Annotated in this window: 9 protein-coding genes and 1 pseudogene; 9 read left to right on the top strand and 1 reads right to left on the bottom strand. The window is 57.2% G+C overall.

The annotated features are described in order from the left end of the window. Positions 1 to 238: pseudogene (locus BSG17_RS20975) on the bottom strand (IS5/IS1182 family transposase); the annotation flags it as partial. A 191-nt stretch (positions 239 to 429) separates the two neighbouring features. Between BSG17_RS20975 and BSG17_RS20980 the strand changes: the two are divergent. The 9 genes from BSG17_RS20980 to BSG17_RS21020 all read left to right on the top strand — a co-directional run bounded on the left by BSG17_RS20980 (position 430) and on the right by BSG17_RS21020 (position 19,819). After that, a complete protein-coding gene (locus BSG17_RS20980) occupies positions 430 to 3,198 on the top strand; it encodes an McrB family protein (protein WP_139246745.1) in 2,769 nt (922 codons plus the stop codon). A 3-nt stretch (positions 3,199 to 3,201) separates the two neighbouring features. Further along, a complete protein-coding gene (locus BSG17_RS20985; RefSeq protein WP_089827349.1) occupies positions 3,202 to 4,470 on the top strand; it encodes an McrC family protein in 1,269 nt (422 codons plus the stop codon). A gap of 122 nt (positions 4,471 to 4,592) precedes the next feature. Continuing rightward, a complete protein-coding gene (locus tag BSG17_RS20990) occupies positions 4,593 to 7,922 on the top strand; it encodes an MrcB family domain-containing protein (protein ID WP_089827350.1) in 3,330 nt (1,109 codons plus the stop codon). Continuing rightward, entirely contained in the window at positions 7,915 to 9,264 is a 1,350-nt protein-coding gene (locus tag BSG17_RS20995) for a hypothetical protein (protein ID WP_089827351.1), read from the top strand. The genes BSG17_RS20990 and BSG17_RS20995 overlap by 8 nt, the downstream gene beginning before the upstream one ends. Positions 9,265 to 9,421: 157 nt before the next feature. Further along, positions 9,422 to 9,850, top strand: coding sequence for a DUF6884 domain-containing protein (locus tag BSG17_RS21000; RefSeq protein WP_211609268.1), 429 nt, complete (start codon positions 9,422 to 9,424; stop codon positions 9,848 to 9,850). Positions 9,851 to 9,987: 137 nt separating this feature from the next. Next, the gene (locus BSG17_RS21005; protein WP_089827352.1) at positions 9,988 to 11,361 is read left to right on the top strand and encodes a GIY-YIG nuclease family protein; all 1,374 of its coding nucleotides are present in this window, start codon (positions 9,988 to 9,990) and stop codon (positions 11,359 to 11,361) included. Positions 11,362 to 11,605: 244 nt separating this feature from the next. Further along, positions 11,606 to 14,896 carry a PD-(D/E)XK nuclease family protein gene (locus BSG17_RS21010; RefSeq protein WP_170864898.1) on the top strand — a complete coding sequence of 1,097 codons (3,291 nt, stop codon included), beginning with the start codon at positions 11,606 to 11,608 and terminating at the stop codon, positions 14,894 to 14,896. Then, positions 14,893 to 18,732: a UvrD-helicase domain-containing protein gene (locus tag BSG17_RS21015; protein ID WP_089827354.1), complete on the top strand. Its 3,840-nt coding sequence runs from the start codon at positions 14,893 to 14,895 to the stop codon at positions 18,730 to 18,732. Before BSG17_RS21010 ends, BSG17_RS21015 begins: the two co-directional genes overlap by 4 nt. A 229-nt stretch (positions 18,733 to 18,961) precedes the next feature. After that, positions 18,962 to 19,819, top strand: coding sequence for an HNH endonuclease (locus tag BSG17_RS21020; RefSeq protein WP_089827355.1), 858 nt, complete (start codon positions 18,962 to 18,964; stop codon positions 19,817 to 19,819). Positions 19,820 to 19,929: the final 110 nt, after the last annotated feature.

Below are 19,929 nucleotides of genomic sequence, written 5' to 3' on the forward strand. Positions count from 1 at the left end.
AGCTGTAATGCGGTGCCTCGTCGAGTCCAAACACGGCAAGGACACCGGGCATCTCGTTGAGGTAGTCTTCCGTCTCGCGGAGGCTTTTCTCTAATTCGACGCGGTACAGAATCAACGCGATCTGCACCCACTCGGCGTACCCGTCCGCGCCATCCGGCGCGGCGGGTACGTCCGGATCGTCAACATGGTGTTTGGCAAGGTCTCGACACATCCACGCGAGCCGTCTGAGCGATACCATATCGCCAGACGGCGTCCAATTCCCGGTTAATCTGACGGAAGAACGCCGTGAGAGCGTCTGAGACTGACGTCACTCGGCGGCAAAACAAGGCAACCACACAGCAACGACGGTTCAACCAAACTGTGCTCTCTAGTGTTCCTCGCGAGCTTTACAAAGACCGTCTTTCCGGTGACTTCGGTGAGAACGTCGGCGTGTGGGGTGTCACCGGCGGGGCGAGCAATATCTGGGACGGCGTCTCTGTTGGTGACTACGTCCTCTTTTATTTCGGCGACAACACCTACCGCTACGCCGCGAAAGTCATCGGCACAGAGCGCGATCGCACCCTACCGGCCGAACTATGGGACGATTCGACTCTCGAGGTGAGTGGTGAGGACGTGGAGAAACCGTTCGAGTGTCTGCTCTATCTCAGTGATCTCATTGAAGTCGATATCGATAGCTACGAAATCCACGATTACGCTGATCACTCTCGGAAGTTCCCTCAGAACTTCATTCCGCTCAACGACGAGGGCCTCGACGCTATCGAGGACCAGTATGACTCCATCGAATCATATCTGCAAACACGCCGTGTCAACCCAACCGTGTGGATCGAAAAAACCGAACAGGAGGGACGGCCGTACAAACAGCCCGGCGGTGACTTCGAACTCGGGACTGCCATCATCTCACCGAGTCAAAACAGGGCCGGCCACGATAGCTACAGTGCGATGCGAGAGGCCGAAGTTGGGGACATCGTCCTGCACCTGTTGAAAGACCGTGGGCAGATCGTCGGGCTTTCGACCGTCAGCTCAGACGTCATCCGGGACTTCGAGCATCCGACCGAACACACATGGACTGATGCCCAACGTGAAGCCAGTGGCTATCTGCGTAAACTCGAGGGCTACGAGGAGCTCGCTGATCCAATCGAGATCTACGACGAGGTGCTCGACAATCCACAGCACGCAGACCGATTGCAACGCGTCTATGATGCGCATACGGGGCTGTTCTACAACACGAACTTCGAGATCGCCCAAGGCGGCTATGTCACCAACGCACCCGATGAGCTTCTTCCCATTTTCGCAGCCGAAAGTACTGACCTGCCAGAGAAACTGCAGGCGCGTGGCTACACATTAGCGACGCCGGCACCTGTCGAGAGCTACGATAAGGTGAGTGATGCCGAGGCCGATATCGCAGCTCGCCTCACCGCGCTGCCTGACCACGACAACTGGCTCGCTGCAAGTTTGGCAGATGCGATCGTCGCCGATTGGACGGAGATGTTGAGTGGTCTCGGCCCTGGCACCGAACTCACGCTGGCCGAAGAGGTCAAAGCGGGGCAACTGCTCGTAGTGTACCGCCAATATGAGACACGCCTCCAGAAACAAGCCGCTGCGCTTGGTGCTGGCGGGCTCAACAAACTGGATCCCGCTCAAACACTGTTTATCGTCCTCTTTCGGCAACTCCAGGAGCAGGCAGGCGTCACGACGAACCTCAACCAAGTGAAGTTTAGCGTCATCCTCGGCGAGAAATACACGGTCCGCCAGCCAGAGCCCGAACGAGAGGACCCACCGACACCCGACGGAGAGACGCTCGCTGCCGAAGCCCCACCTGACGATGCAGCAACGATTCGTCGGCAGCTCACGAAGAATGGCCAGCTTGTCTTTTATGGGCCACCGGGGACCGGAAAGACCTACACAGCACGTCGTTTTGCACGGTGGTGGCTGAACGACGTTTCCGAGGCCCCACATGAATCACAGCTCCGGACGGTCACCTTCCACCCGTCGTTTTCGTATGAGGACTTCATCGAGGGGCTCTCGGCGTCCGAGACAGACAGCGGCACCGTCAGCTACGACATCGACCCCGGAGTGTTCAAACAAATCGCCGAAGACGCCCGTGAGGCCTATCAGGAGCACGACGACGGCGAGGCCCCACCCTACGTGCTCATTATCGACGAGATCAATCGCGGTGATCTCGCCCAGATCTTCGGTGAGACAATCACCGCCCTTGAAATGGACAAACGCCTCGATGCACCGAACGAGACGCCGATCTCGTTGGCACACTCGAGTAAGCCGTTCACGATTCCACCGAATCTGTATGTGATCGGCACGATGAACACCGCAGACCGCTCGATTGCTCTCGTCGATACGGCACTTCGGCGCCGGTTCCGCTTCCTCTCGTTCCCCCCGAATTACGAGGTCCCACGTGAGCAGTACGGGTTTGCGTCGTGGGACGCCCTCGAACGGACTGTTACCAACGGCAGTGATCGAACCCGGATGCTGCAGGCAGCATCTCTCTTAGCCGTCAAACAGCTCAACGAGCAGATCCTCGCAAGTCCCGACCTTGGCCGTGGCAAACAGATCGGCCACTCGTATCTCCTTGGCCTCGAGGACACGCAGGACATCGTGGATGCGTGGCGCTATGAGATCCTTCCACTACTCGAAGAATACTGCTTTGGGCAGTTCGATCGGATCCGCGAAGAGCTGTTTGCAGGCACGGGCGACCAGCTCTTCGAGTGGGAGACCGAACAGATCCGTGCGTTCGACGCCAGGGCACTTGCTGAAGCGTTGACTGCCCTCCTCGATCTTGACCCACCAGTCGTCCTGACGAATGGAGGCACTGAATCTTCAGCGCCGCCTCGTGGCACCCTCGAAGTGCTCTTTGAGGCCGGGATCCTCACTGAAGGCACCGAGCTCGTCCTTCGTGACGGAGGACTTCCTGCAGCGACGACACCGTCCTACGACTCCGACGATCTGTTTTGGCGCTGTCGACTCACCGGGAGTCGAACTCACTCGGACTCCGTCCAGTGGTGTTACGATGAGTCACGTGGTCCAACCTCCCTAACAGGGCTCGCAAAACACATCGTCCAGGAGGCGACTGGAGAGAGCAAGCCGAACATCAACGGCGTCGACTACTGGGGGCATCCGGAGTACGACTCACAGTCACTCTACGCCCTTGCAGAGGCTGTCAAAAACGGGACGCTCGAGCACTGACCGATGGCAGTCACTGACTCGCCACTCGGACTCGATGCGTCGGCGGTCGATATCCAGCTTCGCGAGTATGAAGAATCCGAGCCGATTGCCCTCAGCGACGCCGCTGAACGGTTCCTCCGTACGGAGGTCAACGGTGGCACCGACAGTGCGGGGAGTCGAATCGAGGTACGATACACGCGCGACGGGACTGCGACCCTCAAAGCCAAACAGTACGTCGGCGTCGTGTCGCTCCCAGCGGGCCCGACGATCCAGATTCGTCCGAAAGCTGCGGGGACGAATCTGCTGTCGTTGTTGCGCTACGCCCAGGGGGTCGATCCCGAAACCTTCGACGAAGAAACGCAGATGGAAGCCGGCGAGACCTTTGTTGAGCCCTTGGCTGTCCTCTTTGAGCGAGAGCTCGAGACGGTCTTACGCCAGGGCCTCCATCGCGAGTACCAACGAACGGAATCAGCGGAGGATCGCCTGCGTGGGCAGCTCCAAGTCCAACAACAGCTGCAACGCCAAGGCCCGACCCCGACGCGCTTCGAGTGTGGGTACAACGAGTTAACCTACGATACGGTGACGAACCGCGCGATTCTGTATGCGACAACGCTGTTGATGCAACTCGTTGAGGACCGTCGCCTCCAACAGAAACTCCAGCAACACCAATCACGGCTTCGCCAACGCGTCTCGCTCGTTGCCGTCGACCCCTCGGCACTTGAGCGGGCATCTCTGAGTCATCTCAATCGCTACTACGAGGATCTCCTGCGACTCACGTCGCTCATCCTCCGTGGTGTCTTCATCCGTGATTTCAGACAGGGGACCCGTGGGACGTTTGCCCTCTTAGTGAACATGAACTCGATTTTCGAGACGGTGGTTGAACGAGCGCTCAGAGAGGGACTCTCGGATCGAACGGGGTGGACAGTGAAGGGACAGTACACGACGAAACAGCTCATCAGCGGCGGCAGCCACACGGTGAAGCTTCGGCCTGACGTCGTTGTGTTGGATGGGGACGATGAGGTCCGATTCGTGGGGGATGCAAAATGGAAACTCGGGACACCCTCGAACAGCGACTTCTATCAAATCTCCTCATACCAACTAGCGCATGATGCGCCGGGGGCGTTGCTCTATCCCGAACAGGATGGCGACGTGGCGTCCGAGTGTGTCGTCAACAACGAGTATCCGTTGGAGTTGATCGAACTTCCGACACGCAGTGGTGGGCACGATTTTGAGAGCTATATCGAGGGCCTTCGGGCTCATCTTCGTAGTCGGGTTTTCGGACTTCTTCCATAGTGAGGCGTCCTGCTACATGCGGCTTTTTGTGGATCGGTAGTCCCCATCCACCATCTCTCCGAAGTCAGAGTCTTGATGAGTAGAAGACAGCTTTAATCGTTCGTCGATTTGTGGTCTGAAATATGAACTCGTCTTCTACTGACCTATCGGAGCTTCTTCAACAAGCGCTCGCCAAGTATCCAGTTGACGAGATTGGTGAAGGAAAGACGGCGAATGTCGCTCGTGATGCTATTGAAGAACAAATTCCAGCACAGATCTCCGAGTTGCTTGCAGATACCGATCTTGTCGTTGAGGGCTCGGCTGGGCAGGGTCGCTGGACGTCAATCCCGTGGGTCGCGATTATGGACCCACGTGAAACCACAGCAATTCAGAACGGAATTTACGTCGTCTATCTTTTCGAGCCCCAAGAAGACCGCGTCACGCTGACGCTCAATCAGGGCGTAACGACGCTCAAGAACAACCACGGGATGAAACAGGCTCGCGAGCGACTTCGTAGTATTGCGACGGCGGTCAGCACTGAGCTGCAGCTCGAGGAATTTTCGACTGGTCCACTGGAATTTCCCCATTCATCGCAACGAAACAAGCTGTACGGTCCTGGAACGATTGTCTACAAACAGTATACACTGGCTGAGTTCCCGGACGCGAAAACAGTAACGAGCGATCTGCAGACACTCGTTGCGGCATATCAATCGTACGTTACGACGAACTCCCCAAGCGGGCAAACATCGATTATCGAAGACTTCGAGACGGATTCAGAGCCGACCGAGAGCACTGGCAGAAAGACGACCTCTGAGACATCCACACCGACGGTCTACCAGGTGCCAATCAAGTCCGAAGCTGGACCGATCAGAACGAACTACAACCGGACTATTCTCGATGGTGTCCCGCGGGAGGTGATTGAGTATCCTTGGGAAACCCCAATGGACGCCGAACGACTCTGTATCTGGGGCAACCAGGCAGATGACCCTGCAGAAATCGGAGACTATCTCTTGTTTGCCGATCGGGATGGACGATACGACGGCGAGTATACACTCCTTGCTCGGGTCGCCGACGCCACACGGCTCGATGCACAGACTGCCAGGCAGTTCACCGATGCAGTTGGCTGGGGAGACGTCTCAGATGAAACGTATCCACACGTACTGTTGCTCGAGCCAGTGTGGAACGCAACGCTCGATCGCGAGGAATTCTGGGAGACACTCGGCTTCAAAGGGTGGCCAAACGACACCTACAGTGCGATCGACTTCAACCGTGATGGATCGACATTCTTCTCAAAATACGACTCTGTAGACGCCTTTCTCGAACAGATCAAAGGCCACGCAAAGTCGTTCGATGAAGACGGCGAGCGAACTGCGATTTCGGACCCAGCCGAAGACTACGAGTCTCTCGAGGCAGCACTCACCGATATCCGTGATCGGCTTGCCGCCTCATCGACCGGGACAGCATGGCTGCAATCACGCATTGGCGACGCGATCATCGAAGACTGGTCAACCGCACTTGACGGGTTCAAACCGTCGGATGAGGTGTCTGCACGAGCTGCAGCTTCATTCGACCAACTCCGAGCAGTCTATGAAACACTCGAACCGGAACTCACTGACAAAGCCGACATCCTCGGCATCGGCTCACTCTCCCGGTTTTCACCAGCAAAGACACTCTTTCTTGGATGGGTTCGAATTCTACAAACTGATCTTGAGATACCCCATGGACTGCTGAGTCAACCGCGTCTCAATAGCATCCTACGAGAGACGTACACCGTCTCTACTGACACCGCGTCGGCGGAGGAGACTGATCTCGTTGAGCACCCGTTGACAGACCACATCACAACCGGTGAGCCAACACTCTACAAATTCACCGCTCCACCGGACTATTGGCTGACAGCGTACGAATACACTGCCCTCGCCTTTGAGGACGCAGACCGCGAGACCTGGGATCGGATCGAAAACGGCGACATTATCCTCTTTCATTCGACAGCTCAACCTGGCTGGGAGGCAGTCGACGAGCAGAATGCCGGACTGATTGGTGCTGGGATCGTTCGTACGAAGACGATGAAACCAGTCGAGACACAGTGGTGGTACGATGAACGGCAGGGTCGTCCAAGAGACGACTCATTCCCCTATCTCGTTACCTTCGAGCGGCTCTTTGGGACGGGCTCGTTCACACACATCGACTTCGAGGCCAACATCTTCGCAAAGTCCTCAGAAAGGGTAAGTACCGAACTGCAGGCACTCACGAGCGACGCTCTGCCGTTCGCTGCTGTCAATTCCATCTGTGAGGAGGTCGCCGATTCAGGATTCCCCCGTCATCAGACAGTCTTAGCACTCGACGATTCGAAGGCGACTGCCCTCATTGAAGCACTGTCCGAGCGGCTCCAGGAAGTTGCGCCGATAGCCGTCCACAAATCGTTCGATGGGACGCTCGATGCAGACACCATCCTCGAAGGACTGTACTTCCCGGGCGGTCAGGGCGAAGAGATAATCAGTCAAATCGAAGGCACCCTCAAAGCAGGGAAACATACGATTCTAACAGGTCCCCCAGGGACGGGGAAGACAGCGATCGCACACCGAGTCGGTGAGTATCTCGCGACCGAATATCCGTATTTGTATTCAGGCTCACAGGTTACGACTGCAACTGCCGATTGGTCGACGTTCGACACCGTTGGCGGCTATATGCCACACGAAGACGACGCTGACGGACACAATCTTGAGTTCACTCCGGGGCTTGTATTGAACCGGTTCAAAGATCGGACGACGAACACCCAACGAAACGAATCACTCGTCATCGACGAACTTAATCGAGCAGATATCGACAAAGCGTTCGGCCAGCTCTTTACTGTCCTTTCAGGGCAGCCAGTCCAGCTCCCATACACGCGAAAGGGGCAGGAAGTTGAACTCACACCAGTCGATACCCAGAGACAACCGGCTGCACATGAATATCGAATTCCTACCTCATGGAATCTCTTTGCGACGCTCAACACGTACGATAAGACCTCGTTGTACGAGATGAGCTACGCGTTCATGCGTCGCTTCTCATTTATTCGGGTACCAGCGCCAACGCTTGACGGTCGTGCCGACGACGAGATCCACGCACTACTCGAGAATTATGCACAGAGATGGCAGCTCGACGTGGATGCGCTCACCGAAATGACGGACACAAATCCGCTGTTAGATGTCGGCCTCATCTGGCAGGCTGCAAATGGCGCTATCGAGGACCGGGCAATCGGACCCGCAGTCGTGAAGGACATTCTCGAGTATCTCACACAAACACAGTCGATTGCGTGGGAGCGGCGACTCACGCAGGCCGTCGTCTCCTATATCTTCCCGCAGTTGGAGGGTATCCCGAAGCGAGGTCGAGTCGTTCGGAGTATCGCCGATGTTGACTGTATCGACCGCTCACTGCTCGATACGGCCGCCAAAGAAATGCTGCAGGTCGCGGCAATCCAGGAGACCGATGGATAGAGCCGAACTCCTGGAGCATCTCACAGAGGACATCCTCGCATATGTGATGCATGGTGCCTTCCCAGAAAACGACCTTGCCGCCGCGCTCAAACCAGATGCGCTTGACGAGCGGTTTACAGAGTACGAGCTGCTGCTCAATCTCCATTTCATCCTGACCCCCGAGCTGATCGAATTCGTCGAAACGCTCCCGAGACGCGTCCGAACGCTTAACACGGAAACCGAATCCGTCGCTCGACGCCGACGGGGGACGATTGATGGCAAGATCAACTGGGCAGCGACAATCAAACAGCGGTATGCGCAGAACCCTGGCGACCGCTCTGTCTTCGTCTGTGAGAACCGGACTGAAGATTACGACACGGCTGAAAACCTCGTCTTCAAGCGGCTTATCGCGATTATCTACGATACGCTCCGAGAAGCCGAAGAATACCTTCGGAAAGATTACGCCTGGGTCAACGAGCGATGGAATGCCCCGCTCATCAACAACCTGCGACGGATCGTCGAGCAAAACGTCCACGTTCGGCGGATTCGTGACCCACATGCGTACGAGCCGACAGATCGAATGCTCAACACAGCTTCCGAATCGAGACACGAGATCTACCGTGATGCAGCGTCGTTACTCAAGACCCATCGCAAGCTCTTCGCGGGCGACCGTGAGCAACTGACCTCGCTCTTAGCAGAAACTGCGATCACGCCTGACGACGACGAGACCTTGCTCGAACTGTTCGTTCTCTTTCGCTGTATCGCGACCCTCGAAGCACTCCAGGATACGACCACACAGTTCGAGACGATTAAGACAGACCGCCAAGAGATTGCCCGACTTGAGGGACAGGACGAATCGGAGATCGTCGTCTATCACGACAACTCGGCACGCGATCGGAACCTCTCGTTCCGTCCTGTGCCTGATGAGTCGAAAAGACACCTCTCGCGGACCGAGAAGGTGCATACAACGGGGGCAGCTGTCGCGAACGACTATTTCACCAACCGGGACCTCCGCACCCACACTGGCCGTCCCGATTTGATTGTTATCGAGATTAAACATACGGCGGACGATCGAGACTACCTGATCACCGAAGTCAAGAACAGTACGAACCGGAAGACGATTCAGCAGGGAATCAAGGAGACACTCGAATATCTGGCCTTCCTTCGCGACGATGGCTCATTCGTGTATGGAGATGAAGCACATAATGAGGATTACTTCGGCGATGGCTGGAACGGATTGTTAGTGATTCAGGATTTAGCTGAAGAGACAGCTGCACTCGATGAGCAGGATGGCCAGATGAAGATTCTGCAGGCGTCAGAGCTCGAGTCACAACTGAGTGATGTACTTGCGCAACTGCTCTGACGATCTCTCGTGGTGAGGTAGCTGTCTTTTCTCTGTCTTTGGCCGCAGAGTTCGTGGTGTGAAGCAACGACACGGGAGCAGAAGCACTGGACCATGCCCTCAATTATCGACTAACGAAGCACAGGACCTATCTAGGAGCCAACAAACAGCTTCTCGCGTGACCGAAGTCGGACTCATTAGCTGTACGAAGAGCAAGCGAGACGAACCGGCACAACCGCGTGACCTCTACGATACGTCGACACTGTTCACGAAAGTCCGTACCTACGCAGAAGCAACCCACGACAGCTGGTATGTCCTCTCGGCACAACACCATCTCCTCGATCCTGATGGTCCCGCAATTGAGCCGTACGACGAGACGCTGAATAACTACGGTGTTGAAGCGCGACGTAAGTGGGCCGAAACGGTCTATGAGCAGCTGGATGCGGAAGGGCTCACTGGACCAGAGACCACACTTGTGATCCATGCTGGCAAAAAGTACTACGAGGAGTTGCTTCCTCACCTCGCTGACGACCCCTGTGATATCGAAATCCCGACTGAGGGCCTGCAGATCGGTGAGACACTCTCGTGGTATACTGACCGGCCATGAACATTCCGTACTACATCTCTACTGCGGGCCGATAATGGCACACCGAGTATACCCTAACGAGACAATCCAGATGGTGTCTGCTAATTTTCGTCCCTATCACGAAACTAGTAACTGACAGCTCGGCGAACGACCACTGAATGGACGGTTCCAAACGTGATTTGTGGACATCGTGGATCGATCAAACCCTCCTGGCTGATATTCACGACCCAGATCGACCAGATCCCGTGGCGTTTCTTGAGACGGTCGATGGAGAACTGACCACTACTGACGCACTCGATAGGTATCGATACGGCAAGAACGACGGCGAGTATCTGTATCTCATCTATCTCGCAGACGAGCCTATCGAGAATACAAGGGATATCACCCCGGTTTACGTCGGCGAATCACGGAACATCGGCTCACGGATCTACCAACACTACAAGAAAATCAAAGCAGCACTCCCAATCAACGACTGGGAGGATGACGGCTCATGGGGCAGTTTCTCGAAGTATGATCATCTCGCGGCCGTCCGTGCAATGGCGGACTCCGAGTTGTACGTCTGGATTCTCGACGTTGATGCACTGGAGACCTGTCCGTACGGAGTCGAGACATATCGCCAGGAACTCGAAGCGAAGTTAGTCGGCCTTATCTACGCCCACCCGGAGTTCCGACGTACGTTGACCAACCGGGAGTTCGTCCCCAATCGAATCCATCATGAAATCAGCAAGGTCGGACCGAACTGGCTCACAGGAGCGGGGCTATCGACTGAGAGATGGGACACATCTGTCTCCAATAGCAACCTCCCAACATCATCATCAAAGCCCGAGCTGTGGACTCGTTGGCTCGACAGCCACGTGTGGCCCGATTTTGACGATGACTCTACGGTAGACCCGATACCACTCTTCGAGACGGACGAGGACCGTCGCGTTGTGTTGACCGACAACGGACGCCTCAAACGCTCGGTTGCTATCGACGAGCGAATCCGCCGTGAAGGACAGAAGTGCGTTCACCCTGAGGGCGTCACCGACGACGGATACGAAGGCTTGCTCTACATGCTGTATCAACTCACAGAGTCGGACCAGGGTAGGCGTCCAACGATTGTTCCTCGATACATCGGCAAGGCAGAAGCCTACGGGAAGAAGCTCGAACTCAGCTCGAACTTCGAAGAGATCGCAAAGGACCGTGCCGGGACGAAAAGTTTCGCGCGCTGGGGTGACGGCGATTACTGGCATGTTGGCGAACTCTCGATGGCGCTGTTCGAGGACGATACGCGGAAAGTCGCATGGGCAAGTGAACTGTTTGAGCAGGGGACCCACCAGCTCACCGACCAGACCTACCTCTGGGTACGTGCCTGGAACCAAGACCACCACACAGGTCCGTATGGGTACAACGCGACGCTCGCCGAAGTCGAGCCACAACTGATCGGGCTAGCACACGCGGCGTTCCCGAGCAAGCTCTTGAACAAGAGTGACGTCCCCGACGATGCACCGATTAAACAGACCGAGTTCACCTTCGAGACTGTCTCGCAGTAATATCTTCCCGACTTTGGAGGCGAGCTGTTTGCCCGCTCCGACCACAAATTGCGTAACCGGTGGGAGACACTTCGAACAGTATCGATCCGCGAGGTACAGCTGATCCGATTCGAACGTAGCGAACACTGGTTGCAGTGGCCGTTTCCTCGCTTCCCCAGAACGTTACCAAGTTTGAAGAGTCAACACCGCGACCAGTCGGACAATGGACGATGCTACGCTTTTTGTTGGTCCTCACTACAATAGGGTGACAACGACAGCCCTGGAGCGAGCCGCCGCACTGGCCGACCCACAGCCCGCGAGCGTACTGTATCTCACCGCCCGGAGTGAGCAACCGAACGAGATCGAACGTCGGTGGAACGCGATCGATGAGACACTCCCGATTCAACTGCAGGTAACCACCTTCGATACACTGGTTGACAGGGCACTCGAATCCGTACAAAGTACGTCGACGCAACTGAGCCTTGAACGCCGGTACCGGCTTGTTGAAGCAGCACTCAGCGCACTTGAGGACCCGACAAACAAACTGTATACTGACCGTGAGCCACCTCGAAGTGGACTGGTCTCACAGGTCGAAGACTTGCTCTCGCTGTTGGAGTTCGCCGGCGAAATTACCCCTGAGGCGATCGAAACACGACTCACCGCCGAAGGGATCCCTGAGATTGCTGCTGACCTCCGTGCTGTGAGTGAAGGCTTTCACGGCGCTCGTGAGTCTCTTCGTGTGGGGACACAGGCAGAGACGCTCCGAGCGGAGCGCTACACGCAGACGATCAACAGTGGCGCAATCGACGCCGCACTGTCCACCGTCGATGTCGTCGTCCTGGGTCGTTTTACACTCTTTTCACCGCTTGAGGCACAGCTCATTGAAGCGATCAGCGAGACAACACCCACCGTGGGCATGCTCGCATTGGCCAATGCACCACCAACTGGGACACTCGCGGAAACGCGGGACACACTGCAAGGCGTCGACAGGGGTGTCGAACGAGCGCTCCGTGTCTACGACACACTAGGGTTCGAACAGACGTATGTCGAAGCACCACCGACGGCCCCCGAGATCACCCAATCATTGTTCACAGCGACAACCGACCCGCTCGAGGCTACGAACATCGACTGGCACGAGTATCAAACTGCAAATCACGAACTGCGAGGGGTCTGTCGAGCGATTCGCGAGCAACTCTCTGCAGGCGTCGACCCAACCAATATCGGAGTGGTCCTTACTGACCACGCCGGGTCCCACGAGCAACTCAGAGCCCAGTTGGATGCCTACGAAATCCCAGCAGCAGTCTCCGAATCACGGCCGCTCACGAAGACGAGTGTTGGGCGCGCACTCGCTGCAATCTTCGACCTCGCTCGCGAGCCGAGTGCAGAATCTCTCCTTACGATCTTCTCGAATCCTGTCGTCACCCCTGACGGAACGCTCGCGACCGTCGATATCAACCAACTCGCGCTGGTCGCCGACCGACACGAAACAACCCGACTCGATGTCCTCCTCGACACCTATGCGGAAACCGACGATGCGGCTGAAGAACGTGCCGCACTTGAGGCATTCTGTACGGACTGTCAGGCGTTGACCGAGTGCCCACTCGAAGACATTCCCACGCAGGTCGAGGCCATATTCTCGACACTTGGCATTACTGAAGCGGCGTTCGAAGCCCCGACAGGAACAACCGAACGGCTCGAACAGCAAGCGTATCACACGGTCCGGCGGATCCTCGATTCACTCGAAGCAACGGCCTCACTGTTCGAAAATGATCCAGTCGAACGAACCCGTCAAGCACTGGAGTATACGACCGTCGAGACGGAGCCACAACGAACGGATGCACACGTCGCTGTCGTTGGGTTGACTGAATCGGTCGGCCGATCCTTCGAGCAGGTGTATGTCGTCGGACTCACCACGACGAACTTCCCCTCACAATCACCACGGCTTGCGTTCACGAAGGCCATCAATGAGGCACATCCTGATTTCGAGGCAGCCGACCAGAAACTCGAAGCGCGATACGCATTCGGATCGGTACTCACACAAGCGGACTCGATTGTCCTCTCACACCCGATGCGGACACCGGAGGGCGCGCCACTTGTCGAAGCGGATGTGCTTGCGGAACTCCGTCGTGTCGCTGAGTGTGAGCCGGTCACGATCGACGACGAGCAAGCGGACACCCAGTCAGAATCTGTTCAACGCGCACTGGCACCCGGCACACGCGAAGATCTCTATCGGGGTGCCGCTCGTTCGATCGCCGAACATGATGATCCAACGGCCGTTGCCGAGACACTCGCCGACAGCTCAGCGCTCACGGACGGCACTGACGCTGTTACCACACGCCTCATGAACGGCACAGCCTGTGCCGCAGCTCGCGGGACGCCTTCGATTACGGACTACGACGGCCAGCTCGATTCGAGGACTGTCGAGACTCACTATGGGACCGACACCGCATACTCACCCAGCGCAATCGAGACATACGCGGGCTGTGGCTTCAAGTTCTACCTGCAGCGCGTCCTCGACATTGCAGAGCCTGATGAGCATACGCTGGAAGCAGATCATCTCGAGCGGGGGCGGTTTATCCACGCCATTCTCGAGCGGTACTACCAGGAGGCACAGTCGACACCCGGAACGCCGGTTGATCCGACTGTTCGCCGCGAAGACGACCTCCTCACCGTTGCAAACGACGTGCTGTCGGAGTATACGGCCTACGGCACTGCCTTCCATGATGGCTGGCTCCGACAGGTCTTTGCTGGGCTCGGAGACCCAGAACAAAATGAGTACTACGAGACCCCGACCGGTTTCGGCGAGTATGGGCTCCTCGTGACGTTCCTTGACGAAGAGACGAGTGGGAAAACGACAGGTCAGCCGGCCTATCTTGAGGGGCGAATTGGACGTCGTCGATCGGGTGACCGGACCGTCCTTACCGAGGAGCCAGTGACACTGCCCGGCAGTGACGTCACCATTCAGGGCCAACTCGATCGGATCGACCTCGTGCCAGAGACAGACCCAACGGAGGCCGTCGTCTACGACTACAAGACCGGTTCGAGTATGCCGTCGACGACAGAGACGTTTGAAGGGCTTCGGTTCCAGCTGCCGTTGTATGCGCATCTGATCGAAACACTTGTCGACGACATCGAGACCGTTGGCGGTGCATACTACCAGACGTCGCCACCAACGGACGTGACCAAGCGCGGCATTATCGGCTCAAAAGCCAAAGCCTCCCATACCTACGGCGGTCCAGCGCCGATCCGCTATCACAGCCAGTCGCTGCCAGCGACCCACCGCGGCGATGCAGACAGCTTCCGGACGTTCATCGAAGAGACCGTCGTCGAGAACGTCGAGGCAGTCGTCGACGGGATCCAACAGGGCAGCTATCAGCCGACCGTGTTGGCCCCCAGTTACCCGAACTGTGAGCACTGTGCCTATCGGGCAGCCTGCGACGTGCGACATCATCACCGCCACGAGGTAATCGACCAGCTCGATGCACAAGGTGTCTCGGCGTATGTCCCTGAACTCGTCCAAGAAGTCGATGCCGCCGATGGAGGTGCGACCCAATGAGCGACGATGACGCCATGTCGATTGCGGGGGTAACGCTCAATGAAGAACAACGGGCTGCAGCCACGAATCTCGTCGAGAACGCACAAAATGTGAGTCTCATGGCCGGTGCTGGAACAGGCAAGACGACGACGATGACCGCCTGTTATGTCCACATCATCGAGAAGGCACTCGAAACCATCGACGATCCAGCGGACGCCGCCCGACTCCCAGAGCAGATCCTCACGACGACGTTCACGGAACGGGCAGCAGACGATCTCGTACGCAAAGTCCGGGAGGTAATCAACGATCGACTCACGACGATCGACGACCCCGAGACGTATGCGCTGTGGCGAGCCGTTGTCGATAACCTTGACTCCAGTTACGTCCATACGATTCACGGATTCTGTAATCGTGTGCTCCAGGAGCACGCCCTCTCAGTCAAGGGGCTCGAGCCTGGATTCGAGCCAATCGACGAGGCCGAGACAGCAGCCCTCATCGAGGAGACTGCGGCTGCGGTCGTCGAAACAAAGGATGACACCGACGAGCTGTCGTTGCTTGCAACACGGTTCTCCCGGCGCACCCTCGTGAACATCCTCACCGGATTGCTCCGTGAGCGACAGCAGGCAGCACAGTGGGTAGAGACGTTCCTCGCACAGTCAGAAGCCGAGTACCGACAACAGGTATGTGCTCACCATCCGATCGATCTCGAGTGGGCGACAGAGACACTTGGTGAGCTCACGACGTCCTTCGAAGACATCATCGCCTTCCGGGCGGACCCACCCGCCGATATCGAAACCGGGAACACGACGTGGAACTCGACGGTCGTACCACTCGCCGAGCTGTTTGCCGACATCGAACCCGCGGACGTTACGTCGCTCCCCCCAGTCGAACGGCTCCAACTCGTGAGTGAGATCAGCGATATCTTGACGACGGGCAATGGGGAGTTATACAGCGGTCGGTCCCGATACTACGCGATTGGAACGAACGCCTGGCAGGACAGCGACAGCGAGCGGTACGAACGATATCGGACCGCCATCGAAACGATCGAATCGACGCTCGAACCGGAAACACTCGCTGTCGATGGGACCCTCACTGCCGACGTCCGAAACTACGAGTATCTCAACGCGCTTGCTGCGCTCACCGAAGCGACCCTCGATGAGTACGACCGTCGTAAACGAGCACAGAACGTCGTCGACTTCGATGATCTGATCACACAGACTGTCGACTTTCTCGAATCGACCGACGACACGACGCGTGCAGCAATCCGCGACTCGTTTGCCTACGTGATGGTCGATGAATTCCAAGATACGAATGGTCGACAGTGGGAGTTAGTGCAGGCGCTTACATCGACAGATTTGGACACGTTCGATGCTGAGCACGTGTTCGTCGTCGGCGACGTCAAACAGAGCATCTACCGGTTCCGTGACGCAGACGTCAGTATCTTCCAACAGGCGGCTGGTGAGCTCGCTGCCGCAAACGAGCGTCACAATCGGACTGCAGACCAGCCGCCACTGTCGAAGAACTTCCGCACGCTCCCCTCGACGCTCAGTGCCATCAATGGTCTCTTCGAGAGGATCTTCGCAGACGCCACCGGCCCCTACGAGGCGGCCCCCCAGCCACTGGCAGCGATGCGAGATAATGACCACGAGATCGATCCTGTTGTCGAGTATCTCCCTGTTCCAGAGGGCGACCAGGAGTTCCGAGAGACACTGCTCGGCACCGACCACGAGCTTGCGACACGCCGGGCTGCAAACGCTGGTGAGCTCGAGGCGAGAGCCATGGTCGGTCGCCTGACGCAACTCCTGAACGAAGGCGTCGACGTCTATGAAGAGACTGACGATGAAAGCGAGACTGCAGAGCGCGCTCGGCCGATCGAACCAAGCGATATTGCGATCTTGCTCCGCAGTCGGGGCCACCTGAAGGAGTACGAGCGTGCCTTGCGCTCGGCAGACGTCCCCTATACGGTGATCAAAGGCGAGGGATTCTACGAGACGCCGGAACTCCGACATCTGTTGAACCTGTTGCAGACACTCGTCAATCCGACGGATGAGCTGGCACTGTACGGCACACTTCGCTCGCCAGTGTTCGGGCTCACCGACGATCGGATTGCCCAATTGAGCGACCCGACCGAGTCCCTCTGGGCATCACTCGAATCAAGTGCGGACGACGACTTGGCGGCGATATACGCGGATCTCCAGCGCTGGCGGCGCACCGCGGGCACCCACCCGGACGTGTCGGCACCGGTCGTCCGCTCGTGGGATGCCCTCCTGACACAGATTATCGATGAGACAGGGTATCTCGCAAGTGTGACCGCCGATGAGCGCGGTCAGCAAGCAGTCCCGAACGTCGATAAGCTTCGCGACCGACTGCACGAACTCAGTCGCGACGGCGTCCCAACGTTGGCGACAGCCCTGCGCCGTCTTCAGACACAGGCGGCCGCCGACACACACGACCCCGAGGCAAGCGACGCTGGCGAGAATGATGGGGTGCAGGTACTGACTGTCCACGAAGCGAAAGGCCAGGAATATCCTGTCGTAGCTGTGCCCGGGGTCGGCCGGACGTTCAACACGCGGGGGTCGGTGGCGAATGGGAAGGTCGAACTCGAGACACTCGGTGAGGACGTCCTGCTGGGGCTGAAAGGACCTGACCCGGCCAATGGGTTCGAGATGACGCAGACAGTGTTGCGAGCACAAGCCGGTGCCCAACGGACACGCGAAGAGCGCGCCGAAGAAAAGCGGATTCTCTATGTTGCCTGTACGCGCGCCCAAGATCATCTGCTGTTGAGTGGGCGACACTCGAAGGCATCTGACGCACCACGAGCAGACTGGGACGTCCCGGTGAAAGGGGTCGATGAGGACGATGCCTCGAGTTGGCGCGACTGGCTGCAGCCGATTCTTTTCGGCGATGCGGACGACGCCGCGCAATGGCTCGACCTGCGGGCCAATGGCTCGTTCACACAGACCTTCGACTACACACGCGTCGATCCGCAAGACGGACCACTCACCGAAACTGGGGCGATGACGGTTCGATTACCACCCGAATTCTCCCCGATGGAACGCGACACTGGGTCGGGTGACCCAGAACTCGCCACAGAAATCACGACGACACCCCCACAACCCAGTCGTCGGTTTGCACTGTCACCACATACACTCTCGCAACTCGCTGCCGGCGAGATGCAACTGACACTCGATGCGGAAGCAAACCTTGTGACTGCACAGCCCGTCGAGACTGAAGAGCAAGCGACGACACCCAGTCCCGGACTCCCAGGCTTTGTGCGTGGGCAAGCTGTCCACCGGCTCTGTGAAGTCCGCCCCCCACGATCGGACTGGCGGGCGGTTATCGATCAGGTTGTTGCCGACGAACGACAACAGGAGAGTCCGATTCCGGATCCAACGGATGCGGAGTACGACGCGATCAGCGAGCAAGCAGCAGCGGCGATGAGCTACGTCGACGAGCTCCACGCGCAGTTGGACACAGTCGGTGTGTACGATGAGTTTCCGTTACGTGTTACCCTTGACGTTGCAGCGCTGCGTGGTGACCTCACCGGGTTCATCGACCAATTGATTGTGACACCTACACAGTACCACGTTGTCGACTACAAGACCGACACAAAGCCTTCAGCCCAATCTGTCGAGTCATTCTTGACAGAACGCGCGTCGCATCACTCTCCGCAAGTCATGGCCTATGCCGCAGCGCTCCAAAAGTCAGATTCGACGCGTGCGGTACACGTTCACCTTTACTTCACTGACGTTGCGCAGGCGTACACGTGGGGGCCATCTGAAACGGATACTGCACAGGAGTACATTGCATCGCTGATTGAAGAGCATGCCCCGACGGAGAGCGCAACGAGTCGTTAAGCGGTTGCGTCTGAGGGTGCGCTGACGTTGTCGGTGTTCGACAGATCATCAAGAGCACCAACGAGCTCTGGAACGGATGTATCTATACGCGTTGACTTAGGCGCCGGCAATGCAAATTGGAACAACGGCGATACGTTACTTGTAATGATCATTAAGACAGGTGAGACCGCTATCTTGGACAAGTTAGACTTGCAAACGTTCTTCCGTCTTTCACTTTCACATCTGTCCTATGTCACTCTCGACGGTTCCAACCTCGCTTGCTGGATTCCGCCTGGGTGGTCGGTATCTTCGCAAAGAGATCCACGACCAGTTCAAGGGACAGCGACAGTACGGCATCTCCACGCCAGCTGGACTCCCAGTCGTCTTCATCTTCACAGATACTGAGACCGAGGCGTATGGCTACAGCGATCGGTTTCTCAACAACGGGGTGTTCATCTACTCTGGCGAAGGCCAAGAGGGGGATATGGAAATGGAGCGTGGCAACGAGCGGATCAAGAACCACGCAGCCAACGATGATGCCCTTTTGGTGTTCGAGAAGGTGGGCGAACAAAACGGAGCGGATATCTTCTCGTATGATGGCGACTACGAGTATGTCGATCATTTCTGGGAGCAAGCGCCTGACGCCACCGGGACGATGCGACAGGCTGTCCGATTCAAACTCGCACCACGCGGTGGGATCGAGGCTGCTGTGACCGACGAGGAAATCAACTCGCTCTCCGATGCGGAGTTGTTCGAAAAGGCATCCGAAAGTGCCACGTCAGGGGGGCCGACTAGCGGGTCCTCAGGTGAGCGGTATACTCGCAGTGATGTCGTTCGCGCATTTGCACAGCGAGTTGCTGATGGAGTGTGTCACGGCTGTGGCACTGATGCGCCATTCATGGACAGCGATGATGAGCCATTTCTTGAAGTGCATCACCTCCACCGGCGGAGCGACGGTGGCGTTGATGCCCCTGAAAATGTGATTGCGATCTGTCCGAACTGTCATCGAGAAGTTCACTATGGGAAACACGGCGAGCGTCTAAATGCTCGCCTCATCAAGAAAGCTACAGAGCGAAATCAGCGATTCACAGAATCTGACGCGTCGTGATCGCACGGACCTCAAAGAGTGGACCCATCACTTCGTGAGGCACTCACTTCCAGATGCGACGATTCAGATCACTGCAGAGCTTCTGGACCGATCGTATCCAAGGAGCGAGG

It is taken from the genome of Halogranum amylolyticum (assembly GCF_900110465.1).
GTDB lineage: Archaea > Halobacteriota > Halobacteria > Halobacteriales > Haloferacaceae > Halogranum > Halogranum amylolyticum.